The organism is Nitrosomonas nitrosa (genome assembly GCF_003051105.1).
GTDB lineage: Bacteria > Pseudomonadota > Gammaproteobacteria > Burkholderiales > Nitrosomonadaceae > Nitrosomonas > Nitrosomonas nitrosa.
The window spans coordinates 1-18521 of the sequence record NZ_QAOO01000018.1 but is presented as its reverse complement, the minus strand read 5'-3'; the positions used below and the strand labels follow the sequence as shown (position 1 = coordinate 18521).

The following is an 18521-nucleotide window of genomic DNA, read 5'->3' as shown; positions in this document are numbered from 1 at the left end:
TTTAAATATAAAGTTCTAGACATTAGATTAAATGACCCTTTCGTTAGATGATGTAAAACGTGTGGCGAGTCTTGCTCGCATTGAAATTAGCGAGGATGAGGCGCAGCAAATGCTGACGCAATTATCTGGAATTTTCAGCTTGATCGAACAAATGCAGGCGGTTGATACTTCTGGAATTGAACCGATGAGCCATGCGCAGGATATGATGCAGCGGCTGCGGGAGGATGTTGTGACTGAATCGGATCAACATCTTTTGTTTCAGTCTGTTGCACCGCAAGTTGAAGCGGGATTGTATCTCGTTCCGAAAGTCATCGAATAGCCAGCTATACCCAGCTATACCCAGCTATACACATACACGTTTGGCATTTATTTCTTATCCATCCACTACTTTAAGTAATTCACGATTCCGAACCTCATGTTGAATGCTAGTCTCAAGCAACTGGCGCACCAGCTTGCAGCAAGAAAAATTTCCAGTATCGAATTAACAGAAATATTTCTTGAGCGTATCAAGACGCTCAATAAAGATCTTAATGCGTTTATAACGGTAAACGAAGAGATGAGTCTCGATCAAGCTCGGGCTGCTGATAAAATGATTTCATCAGGGCAGGTTCAACCACTTACGGGTATTCCGGTTGCACAAAAAGATATTTTCTGTGCGAAAGGGTGGCTGACGACATGCGGCTCGAAAATGCTCTCAAATTTTGTTTCCCCTTATGATGCGACCATCATCGAGCGCTTTAATCAAGCTGGTGCGGTCATAATCGGTAAAACCAATATGGATGAGTTTGCGATGGGTTCGAGTAACGAGACTTCCTATTATGGTCCCGTCAAAAACCCATGGGATATCTCAGCCGTACCTGGAGGCAGTTCGGGGGGCTCGGCCTGCGCTGTTGCTGCACGCATGGCGCCTGCCGCAACGGCGACCGATACCGGAGGGTCCATCCGTCAACCGGCAGCTTTGTGTGGTATTTCAGGTATCAAGCCCACTTATGGACTAGTGTCTCGCTATGGCATGATTGCATTTGCATCAAGCCTGGATCAAGCGGGACCCATGGCTAAATCAGCCGAAGATCTGGCGTTGTTGATGAATGTCATGGCTGGCTTCGATGCGCGTGATTCGACCAGTATGCAACGTCAAACTGAGGATTATAGCCGCGATCTAGAAAAACCATTAGATAGGCTGCGTATTGGGTTACCCAAGGAGTATTTCGCCAAGGGCATGAATCATGATGTGGCGAGCGCAGTAGAAGCGGCTATTGCCGAATATCGCAAGCTAGGTGCGACCATCGTTGAGGTTTCCTTACCTAACACCAAGCTGTCTATTCCCGTCTATTATGTACTTGCGCCTGCGGAAGCGTCGAGCAATCTATCCCGTTTCGATGGTGTGCGCTACGGTTATCGTGCGCCACAATACAGTGATCTCGAGGATATGTACAAAAAAACACGTGCACAAGGTTTCGGCGCGGAAGTGAAACGTCGAATTCTGATTGGCACTTATGTGCTATCGCATGGCTATTACGATGCCTATTACCTGCAAGCGCAAAAGTTGCGCCGTTTGATTGCAAACGACTTTACCGAGGCATTCAAACAATGCGATGTGATCATGGGGCCGACTACGCCAGCAGTTGCGTTTGATTTTGGAGAAAAAAGCGACGATCCGATCCAAATGTATTTGTCGGATATATATACCAGTGCAACGAATCTGGCTGGATTACCTGGTATGTCCATCCCTGTAGGGTTCGGTGACAAGAATCGGCCGGTAGGACTGCATATCGTCGGTAATTACTTTAGGGAAGCGCAGATGTTGAACATCGCACACCAATATCAACAAGTGACCGACTGGCACCTGCGGGCACCGGAGCGCTTGCCTGTGGCATAACTCAGATTGCCTGACAGTTTTTTTGGCTTTTTTAGAAATATAAGGGGTTTCTTGAACATGCAGTGGGAGATTGTTATCGGCCTTGAGATACATGCGCAGCTCTCGACTCGATCGAAAATTTTCTCAGGCGCTTCTACCGCTTACGGGGCGCAACCGAATACCCAAGCGTGCGGGATTGACATTGCGTTGCCGGGTGTATTGCCTGTGTTGAATTATGGTGCAGTGGAGCGTGCGGTTAAATTTGGTGTGGCGGTTGGTGCAAAAATCAATTCGCCTTCGATTTTTGCACGAAAAAATTATTTTTATCCCGATTTACCCAAGGGCTATCAGATCAGTCAGTACGAAATTCCCGTGGTGGAGGGAGGCAGTATCAAAATTCAGGTAGGCGACGCTGAAAAAACGGTACGGCTTACCCGCGCTCATTTGGAAGAAGATGCAGGTAAATCGCTGCACGAGGATTTTCATGGGATGAGTGGTATCGATTTGAACCGTGCCGGTACGCCACTGCTGGAAATCGTTTCCGAGCCGGATATGCGCAGCAGTACCGAAGCCGTTGCCTATGCCAAAGCGTTGCATACGCTGGTTCGTTGGACAGGAATTTGCGATGGCAACATGCAGGAAGGATCATTCCGGTGCGATGCGAATGTTTCTGTCCGTCCTCGCGGTACCGAAACACTTGGCACGCGTTGTGAGATTAAAAATCTCAACTCCTTCCGTTTCCTTGAGAAAGCTATCGACTTTGAAGCCAGGCGACAGATTGAAATCCTGGAAGAGGGTGGTCACATTAGGCAGGAAACACGCTTATATGATGCCCAGCGGGATGAAACGCGCACGATGCGTAGCAAGGAAGATGCGCATGATTACCGTTATTTCCCCGATCCCGACTTGCTGCCATTGGCAATTTCCGAAGAGTGGATCGAGCAAATAAAGGCATCGTTGCCAGAATTACCCGAGGTAAGACGCCATCGCTATATACGGGATTTTGGATTGACGAACTACGATGCCGGTGTACTCACTTCTGCCAGAGAAATGGCTGATTATTTTGAAATGACCGTCAAACAGCTCCCCATGCAGGCAAAACTTTGTGCCAATTGGATCATGGGTGACGTCAGCGGCAGGCTCAATAAAGAGAATATCGAGATTACGCAGTGCCCAGTCAGCCCAGGGCAACTTGCTGGATTGCTTTTGCGCATTAGCGATGGCACGATTTCTGGAAAGAGTGCCAAGGATGTATTTGAGAGCATGTGGCAGGGCGAGCAGGGAGGTGACGCGGATGCAATTATCGCTGCGAAAGGACTCAAACAAATTTCCGATGATAGTGAAATTGAACGGCTGATCGATGAAGTACTTGCCACCTTTCCACAACAAGTGGCTGATTATCGAAGCGGCAAAGAGAAAGCTTTTAATTCGTTAGTAGGCCAAGTGATGAAAGCAACTAAAGGGAAGGCAAATCCAGGGCAGGTCAATTCGATTCTTAAGAAAAAATTGGAATAATCTTGATTAGTTTGAAGTTTTCCCCGAAGCCATGTCCATTCGCCGAGCCGGTTATCGTTTTCTACTGAGTCATTTCCTTCCGGCATTCAGGAAAATACCGGTTAAGCGGCAGTTTATTACTTCGTGCAATGAAAATTATCCCATTTTGGTATATGAACCATGGGAAACCAATCGTCGTACCATTATCGCGTTTTCAGGTTTTTCTGTGCACGGCTATCAAGACGAACGCTTGGCTGCAGTTTCACGGGCGTTTACTCGTCTGGGGTTTCGTGTCGTGACCCCTTGCATTGCAGATATCGATCAGTTGCTGATTCGCCCGGCGACGATCGATCAATTTGCAGCGGTTATTCAAGCAATCCATGCAGATTCACATCTCAATCCTACACGCCAGTCATTAGGTATTTTCGCACCGTCCTATTCGGGGGGTGTGGCTATGTTGGCCTCCGTACGCGCGGCTATTGCACCCCGTGTCAGAGCAATTTGCTTGTTGGGAGCGTTTTCTGATTTCAGGAATGTCTTGCAGTTTACCATCGAACATCAGGAAATCGACGAATATGCCCGATACATTTTGTTGCGTAACTTCCTTCAGCAGAGCAGATTTCATAGTGACGAGGCTGTTGAATTACTTAATATCGCAATCCAAGATAATGGACTTAAAAGGAAAAAGCCTCTTCTGCCTGAGCGTTTACAAACTGCTTCAATTACTACGTCTCAATTTTTTCGACAATTAATGCAGGATACATCGTTTAGAAGTAAATTATCGTATCAAGCCTTTGAGGAGATCGATCATAGAGAGAACTGGATGGATCATTTCAATCTGAATGGTAAGCTTGCTAATGTCAATTTCTCGGTTAGCTTGATCCATGGCCATGGCGATCGCGTCATCCCAAGCACTGAATCGGTTCAGCTGCATGAAGCATTGCATAGACTGGGGAAGAATAGTCAGCTTACCTTGACCAGGCTTCTCGATCACGGTGATCTCATTTTGGATAGGGAATTTGTGAAAGAGGTCAATAAGCTCGCATCAGGGTTTGGTTTTTTTATTGATAGTTTGCGCATCCCTCAGTTGCCTTGATAGGTAAGGAAACGGGGAGCGTAAACTCGAGTCGCACTCAGTTTATCGAGTTCCATATTTTGTTATCGAAATGGTTCGCTGGTAGGGAATCTAGCAAAAGTGAGGGTAGGGTGTTTTGCCTGTCGCAGCATTACTATTTATGCTGCGATTTGCTAAAAAAACGGTTTTTTTTGAGGAGTACGATTACCAAGGAATAGGCTGGCCATCGTAGGCAAGAAATTTTCCCGAATCAGCTACCGTTAAGCGATTCAATATAGTGCGCATACCACTCACGCTTTGTTCTGCTGTAATCAAAGCATCTTGCCCACCCATGTCCGTTTTTACCCAGCCAGGATGTAATAACACAGAAGTGATGCCTCGTGGCTTCAAGTCGATGGCAAGGCTCTTGCCAACCATATTGACGGCTGTTTTGCTCGAACGATAGATATAGCTTCCTCCGCGCTGATTATCATCGATACTGCCCATTTTACTAGTGATTGTGGCAATTATTTTCAACTTACTGTTACTGATCTGGTTGATAAACGCTTCAGTCATTTTTAGTGGTGCCATTGTATTGATTTGGAAAGTTTTTGCCCAAGCAGCGTAGTCAATGTTGCCAAACCCACCATTGTCGGAAGGTGGATAAACACCTGCATTGTTGATCAATAGATCGATGGGTTTACTAGCAAGTGATCGAGATAGTTGTTCAATTTGCTGATGGTCTGCAACATCTAGCGCAAAGATGCTGATGTGGTCAGGAAATTGCTCTGAGATACGATTAAGATGATCGGCTTTGTTAGGTTGGCGGCAACAGGCAATCACCTGCCAGCCATCTTGTGCATATTGGCGAACGAATTCCAATCCAATTCCGCGATTCGCTCCAGTGATCAGAGTGGTTGTCATAATGCGATTACTCCTTTTTGTCGTCAAAGACGCTATTTTACGTGATTCAATTTTGCGTTATAACAATACATACTGCCAATTCGGCAAAATAAAAAGGTATTTTTAAGGTTGCAGAGTGAAACCTGAGTGAAACCATCGTAGCCACGAGACTGGAATGATAGTGTTATACTCATGATTCAAACAGTAATTTGGAGATAGATATGAAGAAAATACTGACACTTCTGACATTAGCGATGTTTACCTTTACTTTGCTTCCATTTGATGCTGAAGCACGGCGGATGGGTGGCGGTAAAAGTATTGGCAAACAGCGAGATTCCATTAATCAGCAAGCCGCTCCCAAACCCGCACAATCTCAATCAGCTACTTCTAATTCAACAGCTGCACCTGCTTCTGCAGCAGCTGCGGGTGGTGCAAGTAAATGGGGAGGGGCGTTGGCCGGCCTGGCGGCGGGCGGGCTATTGGCTGCCTTATTTATGGGGGGTGCGTTTGAAGGCATCAATATGGCAGATATCTTGATGCTGGTCGTATTAGCGGCTGTGATCTTCTTCATTATACGGATGTTGCGGAGACCCCGGACAGATCAGGCTTCTCGCCCCATTCAGTTTTCTGGTGCTGGCGTGGATCGTGCGAGTGGCGGATTTACCCCGAATACGGTGGCGCCAGCCCCGGCTGGCGATAGGGAAATCTCTCCCGTGCCAAGCGATACGAGCGGTACAGTAAATAGTATTCCTGCAGATTTTGAAGTTGAACCCTTTTTACGTAATGCCAAACTCTCATTCATACATTTGCAAGAAGCGAATGGTGCGCGTGATTTGGAAAGTATCCGTGAATATACGACACCAGAGATGTTTGCCGAGCTGAGTGCACAAATCAATGATAGTAATGATCCTCCACAAAAAACAGAGGTCATGTTTATCGATGCTAATTTGCTGGATGTCACAGTCACAAACGATAGGGCAATTGCGAGTGTACGTTTCAATGGGCAATTGCGAGAGTCTCCCGATGCGGAACCAGAATCGTTCGATGAAATCTGGCATATACAAAAAGATCTCAAGGGTCGAAATGGAGCCTGGTTACTTGCAGGAATTCAACAACCTTCCTAGGGCAGTGATGGTTTTTTTCTGATCTGACCTTCGTTTATTGAGAGGAAGCCCCGCCTGACTCGGTTTAGAGGAGGCGGGGTATTGCATTCTAATAACGCCTAAATTAGCAATGTGCAAGCAGGGTTTAGGTTTTTCAGCTGAGAAGGGGGTGTGATGAGAATCGCGGTAGTTTCGGATATTCACGGCAATCTGGCCGCGCTTGAAGCTGTTGTGGCTCATTTCAAACACTTTGGCGTCGATCAAGTCATTAACCTCGGTGACAGTTTGTCGGGCCCTTTGCTGCCACTGGAAACAGCTCAATTTTTGATGGCACAAGATGGCTGGATACAACTTGCAGGTAATCATGATCGACAGATTCTTGCGCATGGTACGGAAGTGTGCACGGATGTCGATGAGCTTGCCTATACTCAGCTATCGTCAATGGAGTTGACTTGGCTAAAAACACTTTCTCCTACAATGAATTTGGGCACAGACATACTGCTTTGTCATGGCACGCCCACAAGTGACATGTCGTATTTCCTGGAAACTGTTGAAATGCATGGCGCGCGTATGGCCACACGGAAAGAAGTCGATGAACGTCTTGGAGCTACTCAAGCAAAAATTATATGCTGTGGACATACCCATAAGCCGCGCGCCATTCGTACTTCATTGGGGCAACTTGTGGTGAACCCAGGAAGCGTCGGTTTGCCTGCTTATGATGATGCGACACCTTATTTTCATGTGATCGAGACTGGTTCGCCAGATGCCCATTATGCGCTGGTGGAACGTATAAAGGATCGTTGGATAGCCTCACTGGTCTCTGTTCCCTATGATTACGAAGCGATGGTCAAGCTGGCGCATGCACGCGGCTATCCAGACTGGGCGCAGGCACTTGCAACAGGTTACATGTCATAAACATTATCTCAGGTAGTGAATTGGTGGGAAATTACGTGCATGGCCATCAGGGACAAAATCTGTTTTTACAGATTTGGTTAATTCTTTTTGGCCAACTAGCACATCACTTATGTGATGGCTGTTTTATAATCTGAGCTTTTTCTTGCCGTTTTAATGAGTGCTAACTCGCCACTTGCTTGGCATCCTGCTCCAATCACTGCGCCGATTGACATCCGCTGGTGGCTATTGCACCGGGATTCACTGACACGTTTGATTCAGCAGCGGTGTGGCCAATTCTCGGTTGATCCGGTTTTTCAATCATTAGCACCCGCCTGTAACGATGAATTGAATATCATGAATTTACGTCGCGATGAACTGGCTTTGGTGCGCGAAGTGTATCTTTATTGTGGCGATACGCCCGTTGTTTTTGCGCATTCCGTTGTTGCCAGGAAACATCTGCAGGGTGCCTGGCGTGGTTTGAGTCGGCTAGGTAATCGATCACTAGGCACGATGCTATTCAGCAATCCATTGATCCATCGTGCTGAATTTGGCTATAAGCAATTGAATTCGTATCACCCGCTATTTAAACGGGCCTGCCAGAGGTTGCGGGCACCCCCAGCTCATTTGTGGGCGCGGCGCTCACGATTTACTTCAGAGGAGCAGCCCATTCTGGTAACTGAGGTATTTTTACCGGCTATTCGGGAATTGACAATTTAATGAATAAACAAAAGATTATTTCGTACGCAAAATTAATCCGGCTAGATAAACCAATCGGTATCCTGCTATTGTTATGGCCTACCTTGTGGGGGTTGTGGCTTGCGGCTGATGGTTTGCCTGATTTGGCAATTCTAGCCATTTTTATTGCGGGTACTGTATTGATGCGCTCGGCAGGGTGTGCGATCAATGATTTTGCCGATCGTCGTATCGATCCCCATGTCGAACGAACTAAAAACCGCCCGCTGGCAACGGGCTTGGTCAGCACAAAAGAAGCGTTATGGCTCGCAGCTGGGTTGAGTTTTTGTGCGTTTCTACTGATATTGCCATTGAATCGGCTGACATTGCTGCTTTCAGTCGGCGCATTGTTTTTGGCGGGTACTTACCCTTTCACTAAGCGGTTTTTTGTCATGCCACAAGCCTATTTAGGGATTGCATTTAGTTTCGGTATACCTATGGCGTTTGCTGCGCAAACAGGTGAATTACCAGCCATTATCTGGCCGCTCTTAATTGCCAATTTATGCTGGGTCATTGCTTATGATACCGAGTATGCGATGGTTGATCGCGCAGATGATCTCAAAATTGGTATCAAGACATCAGCAATTACCTTTGGGCGTTTCGATGTGGCGGGCATTATGCTATGTCAAGTCATTTTTTTAGGCATGATGGTTTATGTGGGATGGCTGTTGCAACGGGGTGCTCCTTACTATGTGGCGCTGTTGGGTGCTTTGATTCTAGTGATTTATCAGTATTACCTGATTCGTGGCCGTAACCCAGCGCAGTGTTTCAAAGCGTTCTTGCACAATAATTGGGTCGGTGCGGTGGTATTTGTCGGCATCGCATTGGATGCCGCTTTAGCTCTAAATTTCTGAAGTACTTAAATCGATGAAATATAAAGACCTGCGTGATTTTCTCGTACAACTCGAAGCCCGGGGAGAGCTGAAACGAGTTGCCATTGAGATAGACCCTTATTTGGAAATGACTGAGATTTGTGATCGTTTGCTCAAGCAGGGAGGGCCTGCGGTCTTATTTGAAAATCCGAAAGGGCAACGTATTCCTGTATTGGGCAATTTATTCGGTACGCCTGATAGGGTCGCGCTTGGAATGGGACAAGAGTCTGTAAATGCGTTGCGAGAAGTGGGTAAATTACTTGCTTATCTCAAGGAGCCTGATCCACCCAAGGGATTAAGGGATGCATGGGAAAAATTGCCTGTACTGAAACAGGTACTCAATATGGCGCCTAAAGTTGTATCCAGTGCGGTTTGTCAAGAAATCGTATGGGAAGGCCAAGCGATCGATCTGGGCAAACTCCCTATCCAAACATGCTGGCCAGGTGATGTGGCGCCGTTGATAACTTGGGGGCTGACTGTGACGCGCGGCCCGCATAAATCACGCCAGAATCTTGGTATTTACCGGCAGCAAGTCATTGCGCCAAATAAAGTGATCATGCGCTGGCTTGCGCACCGCGGAGGGGCATTGGATTATCGTGATTTCTGTATAGTCAATCCGGGCCGGCCTTATCCTGTTGCCGTTGCATTGGGAGCCGATCCTGCGACGATATTGGGTGCAGTCACACCCGTGCCGGATAGTCTCAGCGAATATCAGTTTGCTGGTTTATTACGCGGTGCAAAAACGGAAGTTGTTAACTGCCTTAGTCATACATTGCAAGTGCCCGCCAGCGCAGAAATCGTGCTAGAAGGTTTTATTTATCCGGGTGAAACTGCAATCGAAGGGCCTTATGGAGACCATACAGGATACTACAATGAACAAGAAACGTTTCCGGTTCTGACTATCGAGCGCATCACAATGCGCCATAACCCGATTTATCATTCGACCTATACCGGCAAACCGCCTGATGAGCCTGCGATTCTTGGCGTCGCGCTGAACGAAGTTTTCGTGCCTTTGCTACAAAAGCAATTTACCGAGATCGTGGATTTTTATCTACCGCCAGAGGGGTGCTCCTACCGCATGGCCGTAGTCAGCATGAAAAAGCAGTACCCTGGGCATGCGAAGCGCGTAATGTTTGGCGTATGGAGTTTCTTACGACAGTTCATGTATACCAAGTTCATCATCGTTACAGATGACGATATTGATATCCGTGATTGGAAAGAGGTGATCTGGGCGATTACGACACGAGTCGACCCAGCACGGGATACCCTTATTGTTGAAAATACCCCAATCGATTATTTGGATTTTGCCAGCCCTGTCTCAGGTTTGGGTGGAAAAATGGGACTGGACGCGACTAACAAATGGCCTGGGGAGACGGTGCGCGAATGGGGTAAGCCTATCGAAATGGATGCAACAGTCAAAGCGCATATTGATCAACTCTGGGATAAGCTTCCATTTTGACTGAAATAATGAAAAATATTACTCATGGCTAACGAAAAATCGCCACTTAAAGTGTATTACAACTCAGCCTGCCCAATATGTAAAGCGGGCATCGAGAATCAAAAAGGCAAGATGGAAGGGTGCCCGGTTGAGTGGAAAGATGTGCATATAAATACGCAACTGGTCACTGAAATTCATTCGGAAATCGAGCAAGTGCGTGAGCGGTTACATGTGGTCGATGAATATGGGCGAATCCATATCGGCTTCGACGCTTTTCTGGTGATTTGGCAACATTCCCCTCGCGAAAAATGGAAAGCTGTTTTGCTGGGCCTGCCTGTTATCAAACAACTTGGTCGAATTGCCTATAATCTCTTCGCAGCAAGGCTTTATAAATGGAATACGAAAAAAAAGCATTGGTAGTTTTATAGCGAGCTGTTGCCTGGTAAAAAATATATATGAAAACTTACCCATTTGCTGAAGCTATGGGGGGATAATTGTAAACTTGCAAGCATTGCTACAGAAGCTATTAGTAAATAAATACTTCCTGAGTCAATAATAGTTTTTACGAAAATAATTATTCGAAGAACGTGATGGATATTGCTAAGGCTTAAAGAAAATAAATTATTTCTTACGGTATATTACCCTGTTATGCAAAGGGTTATGCTATAATTACAAAGATATGCGCCTGATGGGCGCATATTCCTCTTTATACGTGGAAAAATAGATATTTGAGTCTTTGGTTCTTATCGTTTGAATATAAGAGTCAATTCTGAATAAGAAATTCATTAAATGGAATTATTAAAAAAATGGCAGACAGCGGTGGTGAGATGAATAGTCGGCGTCGTTTTCTAGTGCTAGCCACATCTGTAGCGGGCGGGATTGCTGGTGTGGCGGTGGCGACACCATTTATGTTAAGCATGATGCCTAGCGAACGCGCTAAAGCGGCAGGGGCGCCTGTAGAGGTCGATATCAGTAAGCTAGAGCCTGGTATGCTGCTGATGGTTGAATGGCGCGGGAAAGTAGTTTGGGTGTTGAAGCGCACACAGGATATGTTAGAGAATTTGGAGAAATTAGAGGTTGTATTGGCTGATCCTAATTCAGAGAAAGACCAGCAGCCTGCTTATGCAAAAAATAGAACACGATCTATTAAACCAGAAATTCTGGTAGTTGAGGGGGTCTGTACGCACCTAGGATGTTCTCCGGTATATAGAAAAGATATCGCTCCTGCAGATCTGGGAGCTGACTGGTTGGGTGGCTTTTTCTGCCCATGTCATGGTTCTAAATTCGATTTGGCGGGGCGCGTTTATAAGGGTGTTCCGGCGCCCACTAATCTAGTTGTACCTCCTCACACCTATCTGAGTGAGAATCAACTTTTGATCGGCTCTGAAAGCAAGGAATCAGCATAAAATGAGTAAACAAAAAGGTTCGATTGTCGAGTGGATTGATGAACGTTTTCCGTTGACTGCTACTTGGAGAGCACATCTTTCTGAATACTATGCTCCCAAGAATTTCAATTTCTGGTATTACTTTGGCTCATTGGCATTACTTGTGCTCGTTAATCAATTGATTACCGGTATTTTCCTTACCATGAGCTACAAGCCCGATGCAAATTTGGCTTTTTCCTCAATTGAATACATTATGCGAGATGTTAACTTTGGTTGGTTGATTCGCTATATGCATTCAACCGGTGCATCCATGTTCTTTGTGGTTGTTTATCTGCATATGTTCCGAGGAATGATGTATGGTTCTTATCGGAAGCCACGCGAGCTTTTATGGCTGATCGGTATGGCAATTTTCTTCGTGCTGATGAGTTTGGCCTTTACAGGCTATATTCTGCCGTGGGGACAAATGTCTTACTGGGGTGCTCAAGTTATTGTGAGTATGTTTGGTGCGATACCCTTCATTGGGGAAACATTGTCAAACTGGATACTCGGGGATTTCATGCTCTCCGATGCTGCATTGAATCGTTTTTTTGCATACCATGTAGTGACATTGCCAATATTGCTGGTTGTGTTGGTCTTTGTTCACGTCATTGCATTACATGAGGTAGGTTCCAATAATCCGGACGGAATAGAAATTAAAGCTAATATTGATCCTAAAACGGGTACGCCCGTTGATGGAATACCGTTCCATCCTTACTACACCGTGAAAGATATAGTTGGAGTAGTGGCGTTTCTAATTGTATTTTGCGGGATAATATTCTTTGCGCCCGAGATGGGGGGGTATTTTTTAGAGTATAATAATTTTATTCCTGCCAATACGCTACAAACTCCTGATCATATTGCGCCTGTATGGTATTTTACGCCTTACTATTCCATGCTCAGGGCGGTTACCGTCAATTTTCTTTGGATTGATGCGAAACTATGGGGCGTTATATTGATGGCGGCTGCTGTGATTATATTCTGTTTCTTGCCGTGGCTAGATCGTAGCCCCGTTAAATCAATACGTTACAAAGGGCCTTATTTCAAAATTGCGCTAACACTGTTTGTGATTAGTTTTTTTGTTCTTGGGTGGCTTGGCACTAAAGCACCTACGCCTTTGTATACATTGTTGGCTCAAATATTTACAGTTATTTATTTTGCATTTTTCATTCTTATGCCGTGGTATAGCAAGATAGATAAAACAAAACCAGAACCGAAAAGAGTGACAAAATGAGATTGATTAAATGCTTGCTTTTTATTGTTAGTTTGGTACCAGTCATTGTTTTTGCAGCTCCAGCGGATGTAAAACTTGATAAAGCGCCAATAGATACTTCCGATAATGCTTCGTTGCAACGGGGGGCACAAAGTTTTGTTAACTATTGTTTGACATGCCATGGTGCAAGCTTTATGCGGTATAACCGGCATCAAGATATAGGATTGACTAATCAAGAAATCAGCGAAAAGCTTATTTATACTGAGCAAAAGGTTGGAGATCTTATGCTCACAGCTATGAAAAAGAACGAAGCTGAGGAATGGTTTGGGGTTGCTCCACCAGATTTATCCGTAATTGCGCGTTCTCGTGGTGCGGATTGGCTATATACGTATCTTAGATCCTTTTATAGAGATAGCACTGTACCTACTGGATGGAACAATTTGATTTTTGAGAGCGTAGCAATGCCTCATGTGTTATATGAGTTACAAGGTCAACAAGTGGTTGATAGTAATAAGGACATACCTGAAATCAAAGAGCTGAAATTAAGTGTGCCTGGTGTACTTTCTAAAGAAGAGTATGATCGTTTTGTTGCAGATCTGGTAAACTATATGGTTTATTTGGGTGAGCCTCATGCAAATTACCGTAAAAAGCTCGGGGTTATAGTAATAATTTTCTTGCTTGGCATGCTTGGACTAACTTATTTGTTAAAGCGTGAATATTGGAGAGATGTTCAATAAAGATAAGCATCGGGTAGGAGATTTTGAAGATAAATAAATCATTATGATGACGCTGTATTCCACTGCAACATGTCCTTTTAGTCATCGATGCCGTATTGTATTGCATGAAAAGGATATGGATTTTCAGGTCATTGATGTGGATCCACATAATAAACCAGAAGATCTCGCTGTAATTAGCCCTTATGGACGTGTACCCGTCTTAATTGAGCGAGATCTTGTATTATATGAATCAAACATTATCAACGAATATATTGATGATCGTTTTCCACATCCCCAGCTAATGCCAGCTGAGCCGGTAATGCGCGCGCGTGCGAGATTGCTCCTTCATCGATTTGAGCAGGAATTATTTTGCCATATCGATGCAATTGAGCAGAATGATCAGAAGGTGGCAGATAAAAAACGGGTAGCTATTGCGGACAGTTTGACCTTAATTGCCCCAATATTTGAAAAGCAGAAATTTATGCTTGGTGACGAATATTCTATGCTGGATGTGGCGATAGCTCCTTTGCTGTGGCGCCTTGATCATTATGGTATTCGTTTGCCGAAGCAGGCGGCGCCACTACTCAAATATTCAGAAAGGTTATTTAGTAGGCCTTTGTTTATTGATGCGTTGACGCCATCAGAGAAACTGATGCGTAAGTAAATGACAACTACTACCAAACCCTATCTAATACGTGCAATCTACGATTGGTGTGATGATAATGCATTGACTCCATATATCTTGGTCGATGTCATTAAGGATGTGGTGGTGCCTGAAGATTATATAAAGAACGGGGAGATTACTCTTAATATCAGTCCCGTAGCAACCCAAGATTTAGTTATCGGGAATGAAGTTATTCAATTTACAGCTCGATTTAATGGTTTACCGAGAAAGATATTGATACCAGTCAACGCAGTGAAAGCAATATTTGCAAAGGAAATTAATCAAGGATTATATTTTAGCGTTGAAACTGAGCAGAAAACTCCGCAAACTCAGACGCAAGAAAGTGCGGACTCTCCGGAATCAGGAGTCGCTCATGATTTATCACAAGATAGTCGACAAAACCAAGTTCACTTGAAACTTATCAAATAAAGTATTTCGATTTAGCAAATTTTAGAAATATTAAAAACCCCCTATGCCGGCATAGCTCAGATGGTAGAGCAGCTGATTTGTAATCAGAAGGTCCCGAGTTCGATTCTTGGTGCCGGCACCATTAAATCAATAAGTTGCATAACGAAAGAATTTTTCATGCTTACTCGGGGTTACGCTGGGGTTACATTGTAATATCCTGGTAACCATTATCGACACACTCTTTTGCTTTCTTTCCAGGCGATCAAATCAGATATCTTGTACCTGATCTTGCTACCTATTTTGTAAAAAGGGATGATCTCCTTCTTTGTGCAGCGCCATGAGGCAAGCGTATTCACTTTTACTCCGATAATTTTTGCGGCCACCACTGGATCAACTTCTTCCGCATTTTCGCCGGACTTGATTATTTCGCTTAGGGTCAAATTTGTTTCACTCATGTCTCTAACTCCAATGCTTATCGAATTGTCGTGAATTTTTCTTCTCAATTACCGGTAAACTTCCGACTTAGTTGCTACATTCTTTACGCACTAGAACCATTTTGTTTTTATATTAATTTTTTATTGCTAGCTCAAGATTACAAGAACCAATACCGCAGAAACCAATACCAGAACGGCAGCCAGTAAATTCATAATGGCCGCCTGCCTGGAAATTCGGGTCAGATCACGGATCTCATGATTAATTGCGATTTTGACTTTCTCGCTGATTAATTGCATGCTCTGATCTATTGGCTGATCGTTGCTTTTGCTGATATTGTTTTGTTGTGCGCTGATCAGTGCATTGGCTTTTTTGCTGGCGACCGTCTGCCATTGATTGAAACTTTCCTGCAGGATCGCTTCGTATTTGTTCAGCAAATCAGCATGCGCTTTTTCATTCTGTTCCAGCAGTACTTCATTGAGCGTATGCATCATCAAAATCGGATCATCTTTTGTCAGAACGATGCTATGTTCTGATGCGATCCGTTTGATCAATGCCTCCAGCCCGTCGTTGTTCATGACAAAACCGCAGCCACGTTTTCAAGAGTGGTAAACAGTTGTCTGCGTATAATGGTCAATCGCTGGCGAACCATCACTGGCAAAGTGCTGCTTTTCAGCGCTTCATCAAACGTGAATTTCGACTGCAGGATTTCGCTTAAATCCTTGCCGAAGGTTTCCGGTTTGTAGTGCGGAATTCTAATGATGGCCGATACGCGAGCTTTGTTGTCGACATAGGCCTTCATTTCCTCGAACTCTTTGCCGTTCATGATGATCTCGCCCCAGTAAGGATTAAGCCAGACAACGAATAATGCTTCCTTCGGAAACTGTTTGACGAGATGCACAAAACCATTGAGTGTATCGAGCAATGCCTGGCTTCCGGTAACCACCGTATGAACAATCAGTTCATGTCCCATATCCAGCAGCAAAGCCGGAATCTGGTTGCTGATCAGGTAATGCGACATCGGCACGAAGGTGCTCGCGCCGTTATCGATAATGGCATCGGTTTCAGTATTGGCGATGAGCTCGATCAAGTCATCGAACTTTCTTGGATCGATCTCATCGTTGTTCATCACATTAACCTGCTTTACATTCAGTTTCTTGAATCCATAGAATGTAGCGTTAACCGGATCGGTATCGATACATAAAGGATTTTTACCTTTGGCGATCTTATGCTGTGCCAGTGTCGATGAGATGAACGATTTACCCACACCCCCTTTGCCTTGCAGAATCATATGTATCTTAGCCATCAGATAAGCTCCTCTTTTTCAGTTGTAGAATTAAAACGAAATCCATCATGATCGGTGATCGCTGGTTTGTTGGATGCGGTGCGTAATTTCTGTTTTCTGTCATCACCGATATGGCGCTTGACCAAGGTTCTGAACCATTGATAAGAGCATTTGATTCTTCCCTCGTCATGCAGCGTGTTCCAAATCTGACGCACTGTCCACCCGTCCTTTAACGCCTGCTCGATATCCGGCTTCAATGCGATAAACGCCGGTAGAAACGGCTTGCCGGTGTTTTTGTTCCTGTCTGTAAATAGCGCGATACGTTCCGATAAGGTTTTGGTCATCACCATGTTTCCCGCATCCAATTATTCTTTGGTGGAATTTTTTGTTTTTAAAACTTGTTCGCCACACCTCTGTGCTTCTTTTGCTGGCAATCGAATTGCTTACAACTTCAATTCGTTTCACTTTGTTTCTTTTGCTTTTTATTTGCTTTCCTTCTGTTACAAAAGCGCTTTATTTTGCTTGAAAGAAGCGTTTTGCAAGTATTTTTAAAGCATCTGAAATTATGATATAACGAAAATAAACTACTTGCAAACTTATAATATAATGGTAGTATATTTTAAAAAATCCACACAACAGGGCAAGATATGTGGAGATGGCCATCTCCACGCAAACTTTATTCGCACATTACTGTGCTCAACGTTGATCTTGCTCTACGAGGTAAGTGAAATGACGGATCCAGAGCACCAAAGAAGTGATGAAAAACTGCATGCTGTGAATAGAAGCAAAGGAACGCGGCGCGCCAAACGGGACAAGGTGCTCAGAATTCCTGTATTGCCGGAGGAGGAGAGGGTGATCAAAGCCAAAGCATATGAAGCGGGATTGACGGTTGCGGAATATCTGCGCAATCTGGGTCTGGGTTACAACGTGACCAGTATCATCGATAACCGGCAGGTGGATGCGCTGCTCAAAATCAACGCCGATCTGGGTCGGCTTGGTGGCTTGATCAAGCTATGGCTGACCAATGACGAGCGCACGAAATATATCGGCAAGTCACAGCTCTATATGACCCTGGATACAATCCAGGAAACACAAAGTGTGATGCTCAAAGAAATCATAAAACTCAGGAAATAATATTCGGAATAACCAGATTATTTAAGCTGCTTAAATGCCGTGATCGCTAAAATCGTTCCTATCAAATCGCTACGCAAAAGCAATTTCTCTGCGTTGGTAAAGTATCTTACCGATCCGCAAAGTAAAAGTGAGCGCATAGGGCTGGTTTCAATTACAAACTGCTATACCGATGAACTGACATCAGCCTTACTGGAAATTCAGAACACCCAGGAAATGAACAGGCGTGCCCGATCCGATAAAACCTGCCACCTGGTCTTGAGTTTCCCGGAAAGTGAACGGTTGTCCAATGCCGATCTGAAGGCAATCGAAGAACGGTTTTGTGAAGCATTGGGATTTCGTGAACATCAGCGTATCAGTGTCGTGCATGACGATACGGATCATCAGCATATCCATATTGCGATCAACAAGATTCATCCCCGCAAACTGACAATCCACAATCCCTATTACGATTACAAAAAGGTTGCCACGCTATGCGAACAGATCGAGCAGGAGTACGGACTGACCCAGGTCAACCATGAAACCCAGCTAGACAAATCTTTGCGTATCATCCAGGACATCGAAGCCAAAGCGGGTATTGAGAGCCTGCTTGGCTGGATTCGGCGCGAATGCCTCGATGACATCAAGCGGGCCAACACTTGGCAGGGTTTGCACCAACTGCTGCAAAACCATGGCCTGGCAATCAAGGAACGCGGCAATGGCCTGGTGTTTGTTTCCAGCCATGGCGTGGCCGTTAAAGCCAGTTACGTCGATCGGTCTCTATCGAAACCGAATCTGATCAAGCGATTGGGTGCCTTTGAAGCGGCAACGCATACGGCACAAACGACGTCTGTCCAATCCAAACAGTATCAACCCAAGCCGCTGCAGAACACCATCGATACCGCCAGGCTGTTTGAGCGCTAC

General features: G+C 45.0%; 22 protein-coding genes and 1 tRNA gene. 18 read left to right on the top strand and 5 right to left on the bottom strand.

Annotated elements, in window-relative coordinates; genetic code table 11:
- The first annotated feature begins 31 nt into the window (after positions 1-31).
- The 4 genes from gatC to C8R30_RS10795 all read left to right on the top strand — a co-directional run bounded on the left by gatC (position 32) and on the right by C8R30_RS10795 (position 4448).
- Complete coding sequence (gatC, locus tag C8R30_RS10810) at positions 32-319, top strand: Asp-tRNA(Asn)/Glu-tRNA(Gln) amidotransferase subunit GatC (RefSeq protein WP_090672097.1); 288 nt, start codon at positions 32-34, stop codon at positions 317-319.
- A 96-nt stretch (positions 320-415) separates the two neighbouring features.
- Positions 416-1879: an Asp-tRNA(Asn)/Glu-tRNA(Gln) amidotransferase subunit GatA gene (gene gatA, locus C8R30_RS10805; protein WP_090672094.1), complete on the top strand. Its 1464-nt coding sequence runs from the start codon at positions 416-418 to the stop codon at positions 1877-1879.
- 57 nt (positions 1880-1936) lie between these two features.
- Positions 1937-3373 (top strand): Asp-tRNA(Asn)/Glu-tRNA(Gln) amidotransferase subunit GatB, encoded by a 1437-nt coding sequence (gatB, locus tag C8R30_RS10800; RefSeq protein WP_090672091.1) that lies wholly within the window; start codon positions 1937-1939, stop codon positions 3371-3373.
- 31 nt (positions 3374-3404) lie between these two features.
- On the top strand, positions 3405-4448 hold the full coding sequence (locus C8R30_RS10795; RefSeq protein WP_107790116.1) for an alpha/beta hydrolase family protein: 1044 nt from the start codon (positions 3405-3407) through the stop codon (positions 4446-4448).
- 183 nt (positions 4449-4631) lie between these two features.
- Here the strand turns inward: C8R30_RS10795 and C8R30_RS10790 are convergent, their stop codons facing one another.
- Positions 4632-5330, bottom strand: coding sequence for an SDR family oxidoreductase (locus tag C8R30_RS10790; protein ID WP_107784111.1), 699 nt, complete (start codon positions 5328-5330; stop codon positions 4632-4634).
- A 200-nt stretch (positions 5331-5530) separates the two neighbouring features.
- Here C8R30_RS10790 and C8R30_RS10785 point away from each other — a divergent pair, with 200 nt between their 5' ends.
- From C8R30_RS10785 to C8R30_RS10730, 12 genes are all read left to right on the top strand, one after another.
- The gene (locus C8R30_RS10785; RefSeq protein WP_090672081.1) at positions 5531-6433 is read left to right on the top strand and encodes a Tim44 domain-containing protein; all 903 of its coding nucleotides are present in this window, start codon (positions 5531-5533) and stop codon (positions 6431-6433) included.
- A 153-nt stretch (positions 6434-6586) separates the two neighbouring features.
- Entirely contained in the window at positions 6587-7327 is a 741-nt protein-coding gene (locus tag C8R30_RS10780) for a metallophosphoesterase family protein (RefSeq protein ID WP_090672078.1), read from the top strand.
- Positions 7328-7480: 153 nt separating this feature from the next.
- Complete coding sequence (locus C8R30_RS10775) at positions 7481-8023, top strand: chorismate--pyruvate lyase family protein (RefSeq protein ID WP_090672075.1); 543 nt, start codon at positions 7481-7483, stop codon at positions 8021-8023.
- Positions 8023-8892 (top strand): 4-hydroxybenzoate octaprenyltransferase, encoded by an 870-nt coding sequence (gene ubiA, locus C8R30_RS10770; protein ID WP_107784114.1) that lies wholly within the window; start codon positions 8023-8025, stop codon positions 8890-8892. Before C8R30_RS10775 ends, ubiA begins: the two co-directional genes overlap by 1 nt.
- 13 nt (positions 8893-8905) lie before the next feature.
- Positions 8906-10369 (top strand): 4-hydroxy-3-polyprenylbenzoate decarboxylase, encoded by a 1464-nt coding sequence (gene ubiD / locus C8R30_RS10765; protein WP_107790115.1) that lies wholly within the window; start codon positions 8906-8908, stop codon positions 10367-10369.
- Between the two features lie 24 nt (positions 10370-10393).
- Positions 10394-10768 (top strand): thiol-disulfide oxidoreductase DCC family protein, encoded by a 375-nt coding sequence (locus tag C8R30_RS10760; RefSeq protein ID WP_107784116.1) that lies wholly within the window; start codon positions 10394-10396, stop codon positions 10766-10768.
- Positions 10769-11154: 386 nt separating this feature from the next.
- Complete coding sequence (gene petA, locus C8R30_RS10755) at positions 11155-11754, top strand: ubiquinol-cytochrome c reductase iron-sulfur subunit (RefSeq protein ID WP_090672064.1); 600 nt, start codon at positions 11155-11157, stop codon at positions 11752-11754.
- 1 nt (position 11755) lies between these two features.
- Positions 11756-13003, top strand: a complete 1248-nt coding sequence (locus tag C8R30_RS10750; protein ID WP_090672061.1) for a cytochrome b — start codon at positions 11756-11758, stop codon at positions 13001-13003.
- Positions 13000-13719, top strand: coding sequence for a cytochrome c1 (locus C8R30_RS10745; RefSeq protein WP_090672058.1), 720 nt, complete (start codon positions 13000-13002; stop codon positions 13717-13719). Before C8R30_RS10750 ends, C8R30_RS10745 begins: the two co-directional genes overlap by 4 nt.
- A gap of 43 nt (positions 13720-13762) precedes the next feature.
- Complete coding sequence (locus tag C8R30_RS10740; RefSeq protein WP_090672055.1) at positions 13763-14362, top strand: glutathione S-transferase N-terminal domain-containing protein; 600 nt, start codon at positions 13763-13765, stop codon at positions 14360-14362.
- Positions 14363-14791: a ClpXP protease specificity-enhancing factor gene (locus C8R30_RS10735; protein WP_090672052.1), complete on the top strand. Its 429-nt coding sequence runs from the start codon at positions 14363-14365 to the stop codon at positions 14789-14791.
- Positions 14792-14836: 45 nt separating this feature from the next.
- Positions 14837-14912: transfer RNA gene (locus C8R30_RS10730), tRNA-Thr, on the top strand.
- A gap of 85 nt (positions 14913-14997) precedes the next feature.
- Here the strand turns inward: C8R30_RS10730 and C8R30_RS10725 are convergent.
- The 4 genes from C8R30_RS10725 to C8R30_RS10710 form a co-directional block, all read right to left on the bottom strand.
- A complete protein-coding gene (locus C8R30_RS10725; protein ID WP_107790114.1) occupies positions 14998-15225 on the bottom strand; it encodes a helix-turn-helix domain-containing protein in 228 nt (75 codons plus the stop codon).
- 126 nt (positions 15226-15351) lie between these two features.
- Positions 15352-15780 carry a conjugal transfer protein TraM gene (locus tag C8R30_RS10720; RefSeq protein WP_107790113.1) on the bottom strand — a complete coding sequence of 143 codons (429 nt, stop codon included), beginning with the start codon at positions 15778-15780 and terminating at the stop codon, positions 15352-15354.
- Positions 15777-16508: a nucleotide-binding protein gene (locus C8R30_RS10715; RefSeq protein WP_107790112.1), complete on the bottom strand. Its 732-nt coding sequence runs from the start codon at positions 16506-16508 to the stop codon at positions 15777-15779. Before C8R30_RS10715 ends, C8R30_RS10720 begins: the two co-directional genes overlap by 4 nt.
- On the bottom strand, positions 16508-16831 hold the full coding sequence (locus tag C8R30_RS10710; protein WP_107790132.1) for a TraK family protein: 324 nt from the start codon (positions 16829-16831) through the stop codon (positions 16508-16510). Before C8R30_RS10710 ends, C8R30_RS10715 begins: the two co-directional genes overlap by 1 nt.
- A gap of 385 nt (positions 16832-17216) precedes the next feature.
- On the opposite strand from C8R30_RS10710, the gene traJ reads away from it, so the two are divergent.
- Both traJ and traI read left to right on the top strand, forming a co-directional pair.
- Positions 17217-17621: a conjugal transfer transcriptional regulator TraJ gene (gene traJ, locus C8R30_RS10705; protein WP_258192012.1), complete on the top strand. Its 405-nt coding sequence runs from the start codon at positions 17217-17219 to the stop codon at positions 17619-17621.
- Between the two features lie 39 nt (positions 17622-17660).
- Positions 17661-18521, top strand: an 861-nt coding sequence (traI, locus tag C8R30_RS10700; protein ID WP_181258733.1) for a TraI/MobA(P) family conjugative relaxase, incomplete at its 3' end; no start/stop codon positions are given.

What these genes read in the sequence shown, in the direction of transcription:
- traJ (WP_258192012.1), top strand. Translation starts at nt 17,217, where the DNA reads ATGACGGATCCAGAGCACCAAAGAAGTGATGAAAAACTGCATGCTGTG.
- C8R30_RS10785 (WP_090672081.1), top strand. Translation starts at nt 5,531, where the DNA reads ATGAAGAAAATACTGACACTTCTGACATTAGCGATGTTTACCTTTACT.
- gatC (WP_090672097.1), top strand. Translation starts at nt 32, where the DNA reads ATGACCCTTTCGTTAGATGATGTAAAACGTGTGGCGAGTCTTGCTCGC.
- C8R30_RS10720 (WP_107790113.1), bottom strand. Translation starts at nt 15,780, where the DNA reads ATGAACAACGACGGGCTGGAGGCATTGATCAAACGGATCGCATCAGAA.
- C8R30_RS10740 (WP_090672055.1), top strand. Translation starts at nt 13,763, where the DNA reads ATGATGACGCTGTATTCCACTGCAACATGTCCTTTTAGTCATCGATGC.
- C8R30_RS10775 (WP_090672075.1), top strand. Translation starts at nt 7,481, where the DNA reads ATGAGTGCTAACTCGCCACTTGCTTGGCATCCTGCTCCAATCACTGCG.
- ubiD (WP_107790115.1), top strand. Translation starts at nt 8,906, where the DNA reads ATGAAATATAAAGACCTGCGTGATTTTCTCGTACAACTCGAAGCCCGG.
- C8R30_RS10745 (WP_090672058.1), top strand. Translation starts at nt 13,000, where the DNA reads ATGAGATTGATTAAATGCTTGCTTTTTATTGTTAGTTTGGTACCAGTC.
- C8R30_RS10710 (WP_107790132.1), bottom strand. Translation starts at nt 16,831, where the DNA reads ATGACCAAAACCTTATCGGAACGTATCGCGCTATTTACAGACAGGAAC.
- C8R30_RS10780 (WP_090672078.1), top strand. Translation starts at nt 6,587, where the DNA reads ATGAGAATCGCGGTAGTTTCGGATATTCACGGCAATCTGGCCGCGCTT.
- ubiA (WP_107784114.1), top strand. Translation starts at nt 8,023, where the DNA reads ATGAATAAACAAAAGATTATTTCGTACGCAAAATTAATCCGGCTAGAT.
- C8R30_RS10750 (WP_090672061.1), top strand. Translation starts at nt 11,756, where the DNA reads ATGAGTAAACAAAAAGGTTCGATTGTCGAGTGGATTGATGAACGTTTT.
- C8R30_RS10715 (WP_107790112.1), bottom strand. Translation starts at nt 16,508, where the DNA reads ATGGCTAAGATACATATGATTCTGCAAGGCAAAGGGGGTGTGGGTAAA.
- gatA (WP_090672094.1), top strand. Translation starts at nt 416, where the DNA reads ATGTTGAATGCTAGTCTCAAGCAACTGGCGCACCAGCTTGCAGCAAGA.
- gatB (WP_090672091.1), top strand. Translation starts at nt 1,937, where the DNA reads ATGCAGTGGGAGATTGTTATCGGCCTTGAGATACATGCGCAGCTCTCG.
- C8R30_RS10790 (WP_107784111.1), bottom strand. Translation starts at nt 5,330, where the DNA reads ATGACAACCACTCTGATCACTGGAGCGAATCGCGGAATTGGATTGGAA.
- petA (WP_090672064.1), top strand. Translation starts at nt 11,155, where the DNA reads ATGGCAGACAGCGGTGGTGAGATGAATAGTCGGCGTCGTTTTCTAGTG.
- C8R30_RS10735 (WP_090672052.1), top strand. Translation starts at nt 14,363, where the DNA reads ATGACAACTACTACCAAACCCTATCTAATACGTGCAATCTACGATTGG.
- C8R30_RS10760 (WP_107784116.1), top strand. Translation starts at nt 10,394, where the DNA reads ATGGCTAACGAAAAATCGCCACTTAAAGTGTATTACAACTCAGCCTGC.
- C8R30_RS10795 (WP_107790116.1), top strand. Translation starts at nt 3,405, where the DNA reads ATGTCCATTCGCCGAGCCGGTTATCGTTTTCTACTGAGTCATTTCCTT.
- C8R30_RS10725 (WP_107790114.1), bottom strand. Translation starts at nt 15,225, where the DNA reads ATGAGTGAAACAAATTTGACCCTAAGCGAAATAATCAAGTCCGGCGAA.